This window comes from Ruminococcus flavefaciens ATCC 19208 (assembly GCF_000518765.1).
GTDB classification, from domain to species: Bacteria; Bacillota; Clostridia; order Oscillospirales; family Ruminococcaceae; genus Ruminococcus; species Ruminococcus flavefaciens.
On record NZ_KI912491.1, the window covers coordinates 167,501 to 181,032 of the forward strand.

General features: G+C 47.0%; 14 protein-coding genes. All 14 read left to right on the forward strand.

All coding sequences use genetic code 11. From position 1 onward, the window contains the following. From L870_RS0113685 to L870_RS0113750, 14 genes are read left to right on the forward strand one after another with little or no spacing between them, the layout of a single operon-like run. Positions 1–879, forward strand: coding sequence for a YicC/YloC family endoribonuclease (locus L870_RS0113685; RefSeq protein ID WP_028518628.1), 879 nt, complete (start codon positions 1–3; stop codon positions 877–879). A gap of 6 nt (positions 880–885) precedes the next feature. Continuing rightward, complete coding sequence (locus L870_RS19650) at positions 886–1,143, forward strand: DUF370 domain-containing protein (protein WP_028518629.1); 258 nt, start codon at positions 886–888, stop codon at positions 1,141–1,143. Next, entirely contained in the window at positions 1,130–1,741 is a 612-nt protein-coding gene (gmk, locus tag L870_RS0113695) for a guanylate kinase (protein ID WP_037272399.1), read from the forward strand. Before L870_RS19650 ends, gmk begins: the two co-directional genes overlap by 14 nt. After that, positions 1,734–1,943, forward strand: coding sequence for a DNA-directed RNA polymerase subunit omega (rpoZ, locus tag L870_RS0113700; protein ID WP_028518631.1), 210 nt, complete (start codon positions 1,734–1,736; stop codon positions 1,941–1,943). The genes gmk and rpoZ overlap by 8 nt, the downstream gene beginning before the upstream one ends. Further along, entirely contained in the window at positions 1,943–4,393 is a 2,451-nt protein-coding gene (gene priA, locus L870_RS0113705; protein WP_037272402.1) for a replication restart helicase PriA, read from the forward strand. Before rpoZ ends, priA begins: the two co-directional genes overlap by 1 nt. A 19-nt stretch (positions 4,394–4,412) precedes the next feature. Beyond that, positions 4,413–4,883, forward strand: coding sequence for a peptide deformylase (gene def, locus L870_RS0113710; RefSeq protein ID WP_028518633.1), 471 nt, complete (start codon positions 4,413–4,415; stop codon positions 4,881–4,883). Then, positions 4,880–5,809, forward strand: a complete 930-nt coding sequence (gene fmt / locus L870_RS0113715) for a methionyl-tRNA formyltransferase (protein ID WP_028518634.1) — start codon at positions 4,880–4,882, stop codon at positions 5,807–5,809. The genes def and fmt overlap by 4 nt, the downstream gene beginning before the upstream one ends. A gap of 10 nt (positions 5,810–5,819) precedes the next feature. Next, positions 5,820–6,494: a zinc metallopeptidase gene (locus tag L870_RS0113720; protein WP_028518635.1), complete on the forward strand. Its 675-nt coding sequence runs from the start codon at positions 5,820–5,822 to the stop codon at positions 6,492–6,494. Further along, positions 6,494–7,786, forward strand: coding sequence for a 16S rRNA (cytosine(967)-C(5))-methyltransferase RsmB (gene rsmB, locus L870_RS0113725; protein ID WP_028518636.1), 1,293 nt, complete (start codon positions 6,494–6,496; stop codon positions 7,784–7,786). The genes L870_RS0113720 and rsmB overlap by 1 nt, the downstream gene beginning before the upstream one ends. Positions 7,787–7,795: 9 nt before the next feature. Continuing rightward, positions 7,796–8,854 (forward strand): dual-specificity RNA methyltransferase RlmN, encoded by a 1,059-nt coding sequence (rlmN, locus tag L870_RS17790; protein WP_037272406.1) that lies wholly within the window; start codon positions 7,796–7,798, stop codon positions 8,852–8,854. After that, a complete protein-coding gene (locus L870_RS0113735; RefSeq protein WP_028518637.1) occupies positions 8,851–9,576 on the forward strand; it encodes a Stp1/IreP family PP2C-type Ser/Thr phosphatase in 726 nt (241 codons plus the stop codon). The genes rlmN and L870_RS0113735 overlap by 4 nt, the downstream gene beginning before the upstream one ends. Before the next feature lie 16 nt (positions 9,577–9,592). After that, entirely contained in the window at positions 9,593–11,974 is a 2,382-nt protein-coding gene (gene pknB, locus L870_RS17795; protein ID WP_051411577.1) for a Stk1 family PASTA domain-containing Ser/Thr kinase, read from the forward strand. Next, the gene (gene rsgA / locus L870_RS0113745) at positions 11,974–12,849 is read left to right on the forward strand and encodes a ribosome small subunit-dependent GTPase A (protein WP_028518638.1); all 876 of its coding nucleotides are present in this window, start codon (positions 11,974–11,976) and stop codon (positions 12,847–12,849) included. The genes pknB and rsgA overlap by 1 nt, the downstream gene beginning before the upstream one ends. Next, entirely contained in the window at positions 12,846–13,487 is a 642-nt protein-coding gene (locus L870_RS0113750) for a thiamine diphosphokinase (protein ID WP_037272409.1), read from the forward strand. Before rsgA ends, L870_RS0113750 begins: the two co-directional genes overlap by 4 nt. Positions 13,488–13,532 lie beyond the last annotated feature (45 nt).

The following is a 13,532-nucleotide window of genomic DNA, read 5'->3' on the forward strand; positions in this document are numbered from 1 at the left end:
GTGCTTAGAAGTATGACAGGCTACGGAAGAGCGCAGCAGATCCTTAATGGACGCGATATCCTTGTTGAGGTACGCTCCGTTAATCATAGATATTACGAATATTCATCAAGAGTTCCCAGAACCTACAGCTACATAGATGAAAAGCTGAAGGCTCTGCTCAAAACAAGCATTTCACGCGGTAAAGTAGAAGTATCCGTAACCATAAATAACATCGAAGGCAAAGATACCGAGATCGCTGTTAACAAGGGCGCGGCTGAGGGATATGTGAATGCTCTCAGAAGCATTGCCGACGAGCTTGGTGTTGAGGACGATATCACTCTTTCAAAGCTTATGAAGCTCCCTGATATATTCAATATACAGAAAACTCCCGATGACGAGGAGCAGGTCTGGGACGACGTTTCAAAGGTAGCTTCCGAGGCTATAAGCAAATTCGTTGAAATGCGTCAGACAGAGGGTGAACGCCTTAAAGCCGACATAATCGAAAAGGCTGAGGGCATACTTAAAATGGTATCAAAGGTCGAGGAGCTTTCTCCGCAGACCGTTGAAAACTACAGAAACAGACTTTACAAGAAGCTCAGCGAAGTCCTTGAAGGCAAGGATATAGACGATCAGCGAGTTCTTACAGAGGCTGCTGTTTTCGCAGAGAAAATAGCCGTTGACGAGGAGACTGTAAGACTCCGCAGCCATATCTCTCAGCTTGAGACTATGGTATCGGGCGATGACGCAGTCGGCAGAAAGCTTGACTTCATCGTGCAGGAAATGAACCGTGAGGTAAATACTATCGGCTCGAAAGCTCAGGATCTCAATATCACCAAGGTGGTAGTCGATATGAAGGCTGAGATCGAGAAGATACGTGAACAGATCCAGAATGTAGAGTAACAGAATATGAAGCTTATAAATATAGGTTACGGAAATATGGTGTCCGCTGACAGGATAGTTACTATAGTAAGTCCCGAGTCAGCTCCCATAAAACGCCTCGTTCAGGAGGCGCGCGATGACGGCAGAGCTGTTGACGCTACCTACGGAAGAAAAACAAGAGCCGTAATGATAATGGACAGCGGTCATATTATCCTTTCATCACTCATTACCGAGACTCTTGCTGCAAGAATAAACGGTTCAGGAGGAGCTGATGACGATGAATAAAGGCAGACTTATTGTATTTTCCGCTCCGTCGGGCTGCGGAAAAGGCACAATGCTGGAGGAGATACTGAAGGACGAGCGTTTTGCTGTATCTGTTTCGGCAACTACAAGAGCTCCCAGAGAGGGCGAAAAGGACGGAGTGAATTATCACTTCCTTACCCGCGAGGACTTTGAACAGCGTATCGCTGACGGCAAGTTCATTGAACACGCCGAGTACTGCCAGAACCTTTACGGTACACTTTCAAGCGAGGTTGACGGCAGACTCGAAAAAGGACTCAATGTCATTCTTGAAATAGAGCCTCAGGGCGCAATGAAAATACGCGAAAAGCGTCCAGATGCACTGTTTATATTCATAGTTCCGCCTTCAATAGGTGAACTCCGCCGCAGACTCAAAAAGCGCGGCACAGAGACCGATGAGGTCATAGAAGAGCGTGTTTCAAAGGCTGCATGGGAGATATCTCAGGCTGAGAAATACGATTACATCATTGTCAATGACGCCCTTGAGGACGCAATAAGCGACTTCTTCGCAGTTATACGCGGAGAGCAGCTTAAAAAAGAGTTTTCGGGCGATATTATAGAAGAGGTGCTTAAAAATGCTTAGACCTGCAGTAAATCAGATCATCACAAAGAATGAGAGCTGTTATTCACTCGTTATTGCTGTTGCAAAGCGTGCAAGACAGATCACAGAGGAACTCTACGAGAACGGCGAGACTCTTGAGGAGAAGCCTGTAAAGACAGCAGTTGAGGAGCTTGCAAGCGGAAAGTGCAAGATAGTAAGCACTGTTCCACAGAGCAACGAGTAATGCCCCTTATTGCGGAGACCGCAGTCAGCGGAACAGCCTATTCATTTGATATGCTGTTCAGCTATGCTGTTCCCGAAAAGCTGAAAGCGGATATCGCCTGCGGTTGCAGAGTGCTTGTACCTTTCGGCAAGGGGAACAAACGCAGGATAGGTGTGGTCATGAAGCTCTCCGAGGAGGATAAAAAGGGACTGAAATCCCTTGTGTCACTTGTGGACGAAGAACCTGTTATTTCGGAGGAGCTTCTCAGACTTGCCCTGTACGTAAGAGAGCATACCTTCTGCACTTATTTTGATGCAGTAAAAGCCATGCTCCCGCCTGCAATGAGCGTGAGCGCGAAAGAAACGTTCAGGCTTGTTAAGAATTTCACGGATATATCTTCTCTCAGTAATGAGGCAGCCGAGCTTCTGGAAATACTTTCGGGTACGGCAGGAAGCAAGGAGCTGAATGAGCTGATAGAGAAGCATATAATAGATAATGGCAGACATCTTCCCGATGAGCTGTGCGACGCAGGCGCTCTGGAATCGGACAACGTTTTCAGGCAGGCTGTGGGCGATGCGGCAGTTAGAATGGTGCGCCTGACAGAAAAGTATATGAGTGCTCCCGAGGGCTTCGAGCTTACTCCCAAGCAGAAGAAGGTAGCTGATTTTCTTGAAGAATTCGGCTCTGCTGCCGTAAGGGAAGCTGCGTATATGTGCGGAGTTACCGATGCGGTAGTGAAGCGTCTTTGCGCAAACGGAGCAGCCGAGGAATACGAAGCCGAGGTGCTGAGAAGAGTAGAGGGCGATACGGACGAGAAAAGAAGTCCGCAGGATATAGTCCTTTCAGATGAACAGCAGAAGGCTCACGATACCGTGCTTGCTCAGCTTTTTGAGAGAAAGCCTGCGGTGTTCCTGCTTCACGGTGTAACGGGAAGCGGCAAGACCTCGGTATTTGAGAAGCTCATAGACGATACTGTAAAAATGGGACGGCAGGCAATGCTGCTCATTCCCGAAATAGGTCTCACACCACAGATACTGAAGCGATTCCGTTCGCTTTTCGGTGAGAGGGTAGCTGTTATACACAGCGGACTGTCACTGGGACAGAGACTTGACGAATACAAGAGAATAAAACGGGGCGACGCGGATATCGTAATTGGTACGAGAAGCGCGGTATTTGCTCCGCTCAGCAATATCGGACTCATCATTATAGATGAGGAGGGTGAGCGTTCCTATAAATCGGACAGTTCGCCCAGATATTCCACACATGATATCGCCAAGCAGCGATGTGCTTATCATAAGTCCGCACTTCTGCTCGCTTCGGCTACACCTTCGATCGAGAGCTATTACCTCGCCGAAAGAGGAGCATACAGGCTTCTCGAAATGAAGGAGCGTTATCAGAATTCGCCTTTGCCTGAGGTGAGTATCATTGATATGAACCTTGAGCGTGAGGCAGGCAACCGTACGGAATTCAGCCGCAGACTTGCGGAGGAGATAAGCCTTAATCTGAAAAACGGTGAGCAGTCTATACTGCTTCTCAACAGGCGAGGCTATCACACTATCATAAGCTGCTGCGACTGTTATCAGCCGCTGTATTGCCCGAATTGCTCGGTACCGCTGACATACCACAAAAAAAACAACAAGCTGATGTGCCACTACTGCGGCTACGTCAGTGACCCTGTGGAGGAGTGCCCTTCCTGCGGCTCGAAGCACCTTAAAAATATGGGCTTCGGCACACAGAAGCTTGAAGAGGAGCTTTCCACATTCTTTCCGAATGCGCGTATACTGCGCATGGACGCTGATACAACATTTTCACGTTATTCCTATGAGAAAAGCTTCAAGGAATTCCGTGAGGGAAAATATGACATAATGATAGGTACTCAGATGATAGGCAAGGGACTGGATTTCCCCGATGTTACGCTGGTGGGCGTATTGTCGGTGGATAAGGCTCTGTATGCAGGGGATTTCCGAAGCTATGAGCGCACCTTCTCACTCATTACTCAGGTGGTGGGGCGAGGCGGTCGCGGTGAGCGCAAGGGCCGAGCTATATTGCAGACCTTCATTCCCGAGCACTATATCATGAACCTTGCGGCAGCGCAGGACTATAAGGGCTTCTACAATGAAGAGATAGCCATACGCCGCGCAATGATATTTCCGCCGCTGTGCGATATGTGCATATTCTGCTTTGCAGGCGGTGAGGACTTTTCCGTAAAAAACGGCGCGGACGCTGTTCTGAGACTTATGAACGATAAGCTCAGGGAGCTTCAGCCGAAAACTCCCGTGCGCGTACTTGGTCCTGTGAGATGCTCTTACGGCAGGATAAACGGTAAGTACCGTTACAGGATAATAATGAAATGCAAGAACAATTCCGAAATGAGGGACTATATAAGCGGAGTCCTTACAGAGTCGGCAAAGCTGAAAGAGATGAAAGGTATTGCCCTGTATGCCGATATGAACGGCGATGTGGGCGTATGAGAGAAAAGGATAGGATAAAATGGCACTTAGAAGAATTTTAACCGATAAGGACGAGGTACTCCACAAGGTTTGCAAGCCTGTGGATAAGTTTGACGAAAAGCTTGCGCAGCTTCTCGATGATATGCATGAGACTCTCGACAAGGCTGAGGGCGTTGGTCTTGCAGCTCCGCAGATAGGCATATGCAGAAGAATATTCATCATGCATCTTGATGAAAATGATATCGTGGAGGCTATAAATCCCGAAGTTACCAAAAAAGAGGGTAAACAGCGTGTGCAGGAGGGCTGTCTTTCATGCCCGAATGTATGGGGCTATGTTACAAGACCTATGAGCTGTCACCTGAAAGCTCAGGACAGGAACGGAAACTGGTTCGAGCGCGATTTCACAGAGCTCGGCGCACAGTGTACATGCCATGAGAACGACCACCTTGACGGTCATATATTCACAGAAATAGTCGAAGAATTCTTTGTACCAGAGGAGCCTAAAAAATGAAAATAGTATTTATGGGAACACCTGATTTTGCTGTACCCTGCCTGCGTACTCTTTCAGAGAGCGGACATGAGGTAGCAGCGGTGTTCACGCAGCCCGACAAGCCCAAGGGCAGAGGATATAAGCTTATCCCCACACCTGTAAAGGCAGCTGCCGAGGAGTACGATATCCCTGTATATCAGCCCCTTTCACTGAGAAAGGGCGATGACGCAGAGGAGGCTATGAAGATACTCCGCGACATAGCTCCCGAGCTCATAGTCGTTACCGCTTACGGTCAGATACTTCCTAAGGAAGTCCTTGAACTTCCAAAGTATGGCTGTGTGAACATACACGCTTCACTTTTGCCGAAATACAGGGGCGCAGCTCCTATCAACTGGGTAATACTAAACGGCGAAAAGGAGACAGGTGTTACTTCCATGCAGATGAGCGAGGGACTTGATACAGGCGATATGCTCATCAAGAAAAGCACCGAAATAGGCGAAAATGAGACCTATGAGGAGCTTTATGCGAGACTTTCCGATATGGGCGGTGAAGTTCTTGCAGAGACAATAAAAGCTATCGAAAGCGGCAATCTTCACCCGGAAGTTCAGGACGACAGTCTCAGCTGCTACTCACCTATGATACGCAAGGAAATGAGTGCGCTGGACTTCTCAAAGTCCGCTGCGGATATACACAATACTATCCGCGGAGTTACCGGATTTGCAATGCTTGAAGGTAAACGCCTGAAGGTGTTCAGATCAGAGCTTTCAGATAAAAAGTACCCGAATGCTGAAAACGGTGCAGTTGTCGATACAAAGAGTTTTGCAGTAAAGTGCGGCGACGGCGGGGCGGTAATATTCCGCGAAGTTCAGCCTGAGGGCAAAAAACGTATGAACACAGAGGATTTCCTCAGAGGCAAGAAGCTGACTGAGGGAGAGAAACTCGGTTAAGGAGGAAAATATGGATATCTTATTGCTTTTAATAATGATCCTGCTGCCTATCATCGCGCAGATAAACGTAATGACAACTTTCAGTAAGTACAGCAAGGTAAGCAATTCAAGAGGACTTACTGCTGATGAAGTTGCAAGAAGGATACTTGATGCAAATGGTCTTACTCACGTTGGCATCGAGCATATCAAAGGCAATCTCAGCGACCACTATGATCCAAGGGCAAATGTTGTAAGACTTTCAGATTCATGTTACGGCAATACATCTGTTGCTGCTATCGGCGTAGCTGCTCATGAATGCGGTCATGCCTGTCAGCATGCTGAGAACTACACTCCTATAGTAATCAGAAGCAAGATAGTTCCAATAACAAATATCTGTTCAAATTTTTGGTATTTTGTACTGATCATAGGTGTATTCCTCAGCCAGATGGCTGTTGGTACAACTCTTATCTATGTAGCTATCGCAATGTTTGCAGCAGTAGTGCTTTTCCAGCTTGTTACTCTGCCATGTGAGTTCAATGCAAGCGACAGAGCTTTAAAGACTCTTGAGAATGACGGCATACTTGAACTTGGTGAAGTTCCGAAGGCAAAGAAGGTGCTCACAGCAGCTGCTATGACATACGTTGCAGCTCTTGTAACATCAATTATCCAGCTTCTCAGACTTCTTGCATCTGTAAGAAGAAGATAATGACAGACCCGAGATATCTTGCTGTAAAGCTTCTCGATAAGACCTTCAGCAGCGGAAGTTACTCGAATTTGCAGCTTGACAGCGGTCTTAAAGCCTCTGACCTTGACGACAGGGGAAAGAAGCTGTGCTCGGCTGTTTACTACGGAGTTATAGAGCGCAGGCTGACTCTCGACCATATAATCGGCGGACTCAGCTCCCGTCCCATTGCAAAGCTTGACAGCATTATCCTTAATATACTGCGCTGCGGTATATACCAGATAATGTATATGGACAGCATTCCCGATAATGCAGCCGTAAACGAAAGCGTTGCACTTGCCAAGAAATTCCGCAAGACAAGTGCTTCTGGCATGGTCAATGCAGTACTGCGAAGCTTTATCCGCAGCGGCAAGGAAATAAAGCTGCCGAAAAACAGCGTTGAAGCAATGTCTGTGAAGTATTCCGCACCTGTGGGACTGGTGAAAAGCTTCACTGACGATTACGGTGCAGAAAAAGCAGAAGAATTTCTGAAAAATTCTCTTGAAAAAAGTGTCACATATCTGCGCAGAAATGCGTTAATATGTAGTGAAGAAGAATTTCTTGCTGCACTTTGCTGCATAAAAGCAGAAAAGCTGAAAGATTGCTGCTACACCGTGGAAAGCGGTGACTTAACAGCTTCGGAGGCTTTCAGAAAAGGTTTTTTCCATGTTCAGGGACTTGCCTCGCAGCTTTGCTGCGAGACCCTTGCTCCAACGGAGCAGGACAGAGTCCTTGATATATGCGCAGCTCCCGGCGGAAAGACCTTCACTATGGCGGAACTGATGAACGGTAAAGGTGAGATATACGCCTTTGATCTTCACGAAAAACGTGCCGAGCTCATACGCAAGGGTGCGGAGAGGCTCGGTCTCACCAATATAAAAGCGGCGGCAGGGGACGCGACAGTGTTCAATCCTCAACTGCCTAAATTTACCAAGATTCTCTGTGATGTCCCGTGTTCGGGACTGGGAGTCATCGGCAGCAAGCCAGAGATAAAGTACAAGAATATCTCGGATTTTGCGGGGCTCCCCGATATACAATATAAAATAGTGTGCAACGCGCTGAACTATCTGGAAGCGGGAGGTACTCTCGTATACTCCACCTGTACAGTGCGCAGAGCCGAAAATGAAGAGGTCTGCAAAAGACTTCTCAGTGAACACCCTGAGCTGGAAGCAGTGGAGCTTCCTGAGATGATGGAAGAAAATTTCGGCACTATGGCTACGCTTATGCCGCCGAAATTCGGCAGCGGTTTCTTTATTGCGAAATTCAGGAAAAAGTAAGGTGATAAATTGGAAAAAATTGATATTCTCAGTCTTGATCTTGACGAGCTTGCAGAGATACTGACAAGCATCGGCGAGAAGAAATTCCGTGCAAAGCAGATATTTCAGTGGCTGCACGTGAAAAGAGTCCTTGATTTCGACAAAATGACTGATATATCTGTCCAATTACGCCGCAGCCTGAATGAAATTTTTTGTATAAATAGACTATTTGTGCAGAAAAGGCTTGAATCTGCTATAGATAATACGGTAAAATATCTTTATAGGCTTTCTGACGGCAATTTCGTCGAGACTGTTCTCATGGAATACAGCTATGGCTACAGCATCTGCGTGTCAACTCAGGTGGGCTGTAAAATGGGGTGCAACTTCTGCGCTTCAACTATAGCAGGCTATGTCAGAAGTCTTACTGCCTCGGAGATCTTAATGCAGATCTATGAGGCTGAACGCGATTCGGGCAAAAGTGTTTCGGGAGTGGTGCTCATGGGCATCGGTGAACCCCTTGACAATTTTGACAACGTTATGAAGTTCCTGCATCTGCTGTCTCATAAAGGCGGCAATGATATGAGTCTTCGTCACGTATCATTATCTACCTGCGGCATAGTGCCGCGTATTTATGAGCTGGCGGATATGAAGCTTCAGCTTACCCTTTCGGTATCACTTCACTGTGCGGATAACGAGGGGCGAAGCGAGATAATGCCCGTCAATAAAAAGTACGATCTTCCGAGCCTTATTGAGGCTTGCAGATATTATATTGATAAGACAGGACGGCGTGTCACCTTTGAATACGCTGTTATCGACGATGTTAATTCCTCGTCCGCAGATGCCGATAAGCTGGCAAAGCTGCTGAGAGGAATGAACTGCCATGTTAACCTTATCCCTGTCAATAAGGTAAGGGAACGAAATTATCATACAGCCCGCTCAGGCGTTGCGGAATTCGCAAAACAGCTTGGCAGGCGGGGGATAAACGCTACCGTAAGAAGAACTCTCGGCAGCGATATCGAAGCAGCGTGTGGTCAGCTAAGGCGTGACGCTGCACAGCAGAATGAAAAGAATGGGGGTGCGGATACTTGAGATTTCGCTTTGGCACGGATATCGGTCTCATGCGCGAGGAAAATCAGGACGCGGTGAGATGCGAATATTTCGGCCATAATGTTCTCGCCGTGGTATGTGACGGTATGGGAGGCGAGCGGGCAGGCAAGGAAGCCAGCGAGCTTGCAATAGAAGAATTCTTCCAGCGTTTTTCGGCGGATTACAAAGAGAGTCTGAGCGATGAAGAGATCCGTAAACTCCTTATCTCCTCGATCTCGGCAGCTAATTCCGTGATATATACACGGGCACGGTTCGATTTCAAGAATTTTGGCATGGGAACGACCTGTGTGGCTGCCTTCGTCAACAAGAAAACAGCTTTCATAGCCAATGTCGGTGACAGCAGAGCGTATCTTATAACGGATACGGGGCTCGTCAGGATCACTACAGATCATAACGTAGCCGCTCTACTCTTTGAACAGGGCAAGATCACCGAGGAGGAAATGGAGGTACATCCTCAGAAGCATATGCTCGTTCGAGCGGTAGGCGTAGAAAAAACCGTGCTTACAGATACATTTATGCTTGATTATGAGGATAAGATCAGCCTGCTGCTTTGCTCGGACGGACTTTCGGGGTATTGCAGCGACGATGAAATATACAGCGTCATACTAAACTCTGATTTTGATGATGTTGCAGACGAACTTATTAAATTAGCTCTCGCAAAGGGCGGCCGTGACAATGTAACTGTTGCGGTAATTTCTGACTAACGCAGGAGGAAAGGAAATGGATAAAAACATTGGCAAAAAGCTCGACGGAAGATATGAGATAACCGAGCTTATCGGCGTCGGAGGTATGGCTGAGGTCTACAAGGGCGTTGATGTTATTGACAACAAAACGGTAGCAATAAAAATACTGAAAAAGGAATTTGCAGAAAATGAAGAGTTCCTGCGCCGTTTCAGAAATGAATCAAAAGCGATAGCAGTTCTTTCTCATCCTAATATCGTAAAGATATATGATGTAGGTTTCTCTGAAAAGATACAGTATATCGTTATGGAGTATATCGACGGTATCACACTTAAAGAATATATCGAAGAGGAAAGAGTCCTTTCATGGAAGGATACAGTTCATTTCGTTATACAGATACTCCGTGCTCTTCAGCACGCTCATGACAAGGGTATAGTCCACCGCGATATCAAGCCGCAGAACATTATGATGTTCACTGACGGCACTATAAAGGTCATGGACTTCGGTATTGCCAAGTTTGCCCGTGAGGAGGGCAAGACTGCTACAGATCAGGCTATCGGAAGCGTTCACTATATCAGCCCCGAGCAGGCAAGCGGCAACGTTACAGACGCTAAGAGCGATATCTACTCTGTAGGCGCTATGATGTACGAGATGCTCACAGGAAGAAAGCCATTCGACAGCGATAACCCCGTTGCTATCGCAGTTATGCATATGCACGATATCCCCGAGCGTCCAAGACAGATAAATCCTGATATTCCTGACGGTCTTGAAGAGATAGTTCTCAGAGCTATGGAAAAGGCTCCCGAGGACAGATATCAGACAACTGCCGAGATGATAAGCGATATCGAAGCATTCAAAGCTGATCCTCACATCACCTTCGGTTACTATGCCGAGGAGGGTGACGAGAGCGAGCAGGATATGCTCGATCCTTCAGTTGAGAATAATGTCCAGTCAGAGAGCAGACAGGATGTAGCAAGTGCCTACGCTGCAAAGGCTGCGACTTCTTCAGCAATGGGCGCACCTGCTTATGCAGGAGCAGCTGCTGCAATGTCAGCAGGCGGCAGAGGTGCAGGCGCAGGCGGAAGCTCTGTTTCACAGAGATATAATGACGCTTATACCAATAACTATAACAATAACGGCGGCTATGATGACGATGAAGACGACGAGGAGGAAGAAGAGCGTTCTTCACTGGTAGTTCCTGTTCTTACCGCTGTAGTAGTTGTTGTTATCATAGTTGCAGTATTCTTCGTTGTAACAATGCTGCGCAACCTTATTACAAACAATGCTAACAGAGGCGGCAACAAGATGCCTGAGCTCTATGGTATGGACTACTATCAGGCAGAACAGAAGTGGGGCAACAGCATCAAGTTCCAGATCGAAGGCTCTGAGTATAACGAAGCAGATGAAAACTGCATTATAAAGCAGAGCATCGAAGCAGGCTCAGTATTCAAGAAGGGCGATGTCTGCAAGGTAACTATCAGTAAGGGCATGGAGACTGTTGATGTTCCTCATGTTGCAGGAATAAACGCCGACCTTGCGAAGTTACAGCTCAAGGACAGAGGACTTGAATGTAAGATAATCAAACGTTCGGACGCTAATGTTAATCCGAACTATGTAATCAAATCCGAGCCTGAAGAGGGTACGGAAGTATATAAGGGTTCTACAGTTGTTCTCTATGTAAGTATGGGTGCAAATGCAGAGCAGTTCGAGCTTGAGGACTATACACATATGAGCATTGATGACGCTGTTATCAAGGCAGGATATAAGAACCTCAAGGTCGAGACAGTTTCAGAGCCTTCATACGAGAAGAAGGACGTAGTATTCAAGCAGGATCCTGAAAAGGGTACAAAGGTAGAGGGTGGTTCTACAATTACTCTCTATGTCAGCGACGGTACTATCCCTGACGGTAAGGTAAACATTGATATCCCGCTTCCAAGCGATGCAGAGGGAAGATTCAGCATCGACTTTATCCTTACAGACGAAAAGGGTCATTCAAAGGCTGAAACAACAGGTCTTATCATTTGCCCCGGTATGTCAACAGCATCAGTATCCATCGACGGTTCGGGCAAGGGCGTTGAAGTAAAGGCTTACCTTTACAATATGAGCACTTCACAGAGAACTCCTCTCGGAACATATAACTTCGACTTCTCAACGAATTCCTATTCAACAGTATCCGAGGATATATGGGGCGCATTCAATGCAGTAGGCGGCTTCAAGCAGCCTGAAACAGAGGCTCCGACAGAAGCTCCTAAGCCTACAGAGGCTCAGCAGCAGCCTACAGAGACTCAGCCTACTTCACAGGATAATGGAAGGCAGCCAGGATTAAACGGTATTTACGATGAAAACCAGAACTGGATTCCTTATGAGGAGTACGTAAACGGCGACTGGGAAGGCCCCGGTAATACTTGGCGTTTCTATTGATGAAAGATAGTAACAGCGGAATAATTATAAAATGCTTAGGGGGACTCTACAGTGTAGAGTCCCCTGACGGTATATATGAGTGCAAGGCGAGAGGTGTTTTCCGCAACAGGGGTATCAGTCCCTGTGTCGGCGACAGAGTTACCGCCCGTGACGGCGTGATAACCGAGATAGCTGAACGAAAAAACTGTATCATAAGACCTCCACTTGCAAACCTTGACCAGCTTATATTTATAGTCTCTACCTGCGAGCCTGCACCTAATTATCTCATACTTGACAAGTTTATTGCTATAGCTGAGTATAAGGGCATAACCCCCGTTGTGGTCATCACAAAGACCGACCTCGGCGACAGCAGTCCCATACATGAGGTATACGGCGGCATCGGCATTGATGTAGTTGAGGTGAAGTATGATGACGAAACTTCCGTTGAAGCTGTAAGACAGCTTCTTACAGGGAAGATAAGTGCGTTTACAGGCAATTCAGGCGCAGGAAAATCAACGCTGCTGAATGCGGTCGATCCTACGCTGAATATCGCAACAGGCGAGATAAGCAAAAAGCTGGGCAGAGGCAGACATACTACACGCCATGCGGAGCTTTATAAGCTCAGCGGCGGCGGTTATATAGCTGATACCCCTGGATTTTCAACTTTCGAGACAAACAGATACGATATAATCCGCAAGGAAGAGCTTGCAGGCTGCTTCCGTGAATTTGAGGGGCTTACCGATAAGTGCCGTTTCAGGGACTGTGCACATATCTGCGAAAAGGGCTGTGCGGTAGTAGAAGCGGTGGAGAGCGGCGAGATATCGAAAAGCCGCCATGAAAGCTATAAAACTATGTATGAAGAGGCTAAACAGCTGAAGGAGTGGGAATTAAAATGAAAAAATGTGCAATTTTTGCAGGCGGAGATGTGCCTGAAAAGTCTACTGAATGGCTTCTTAAAATGCTGGAAGAAACAGACCTCGTCATATGTGCGGACTGCGGTTATAATCACGCAAAAAGGCTTGGGATAGTGCCAAATATAATCGTAGGCGATTTTGATTCCTATACGGACGAGCTGCCGTCGGGTATCGAGATATTGCAGAGTGTTCCCGACAAGGACGATACCGATACTCTTATGGCGGTAAAACACGCGATAGAGCTTGGCTACTCAAATATAGACCTGTACGGCGGTATCGGCGGCAGCAGATTCGAGCACAGCTTTGCCAATATCCAGACTATGATATACGCATATCAGCAGGGCTGCACTCTTAATATGTACGGCGCAAGTGACCTTATGATACAGGGAGTTGATGACGGCGAAGTTGTTTACCGCAACAGAGGAAACGGCGTTTATATATCTGTATTCGCCCTTTCGGAAAGTCTTGGTATAGACTATTTCCGAGGAGTCAAGTATCCTCTTGAGGACTACTGTATGGTGCAGTCATTCCCCATAGGAGTGAGCAACGAGATCACCGAAAGGACAGCAAGGCTTCGTATAAATAATGGTCTTGCACTTATAATAATAACAAACAAGTAACAAAAAAGCCTTTGATGAATATAATATATTATATCATCAAAGGAG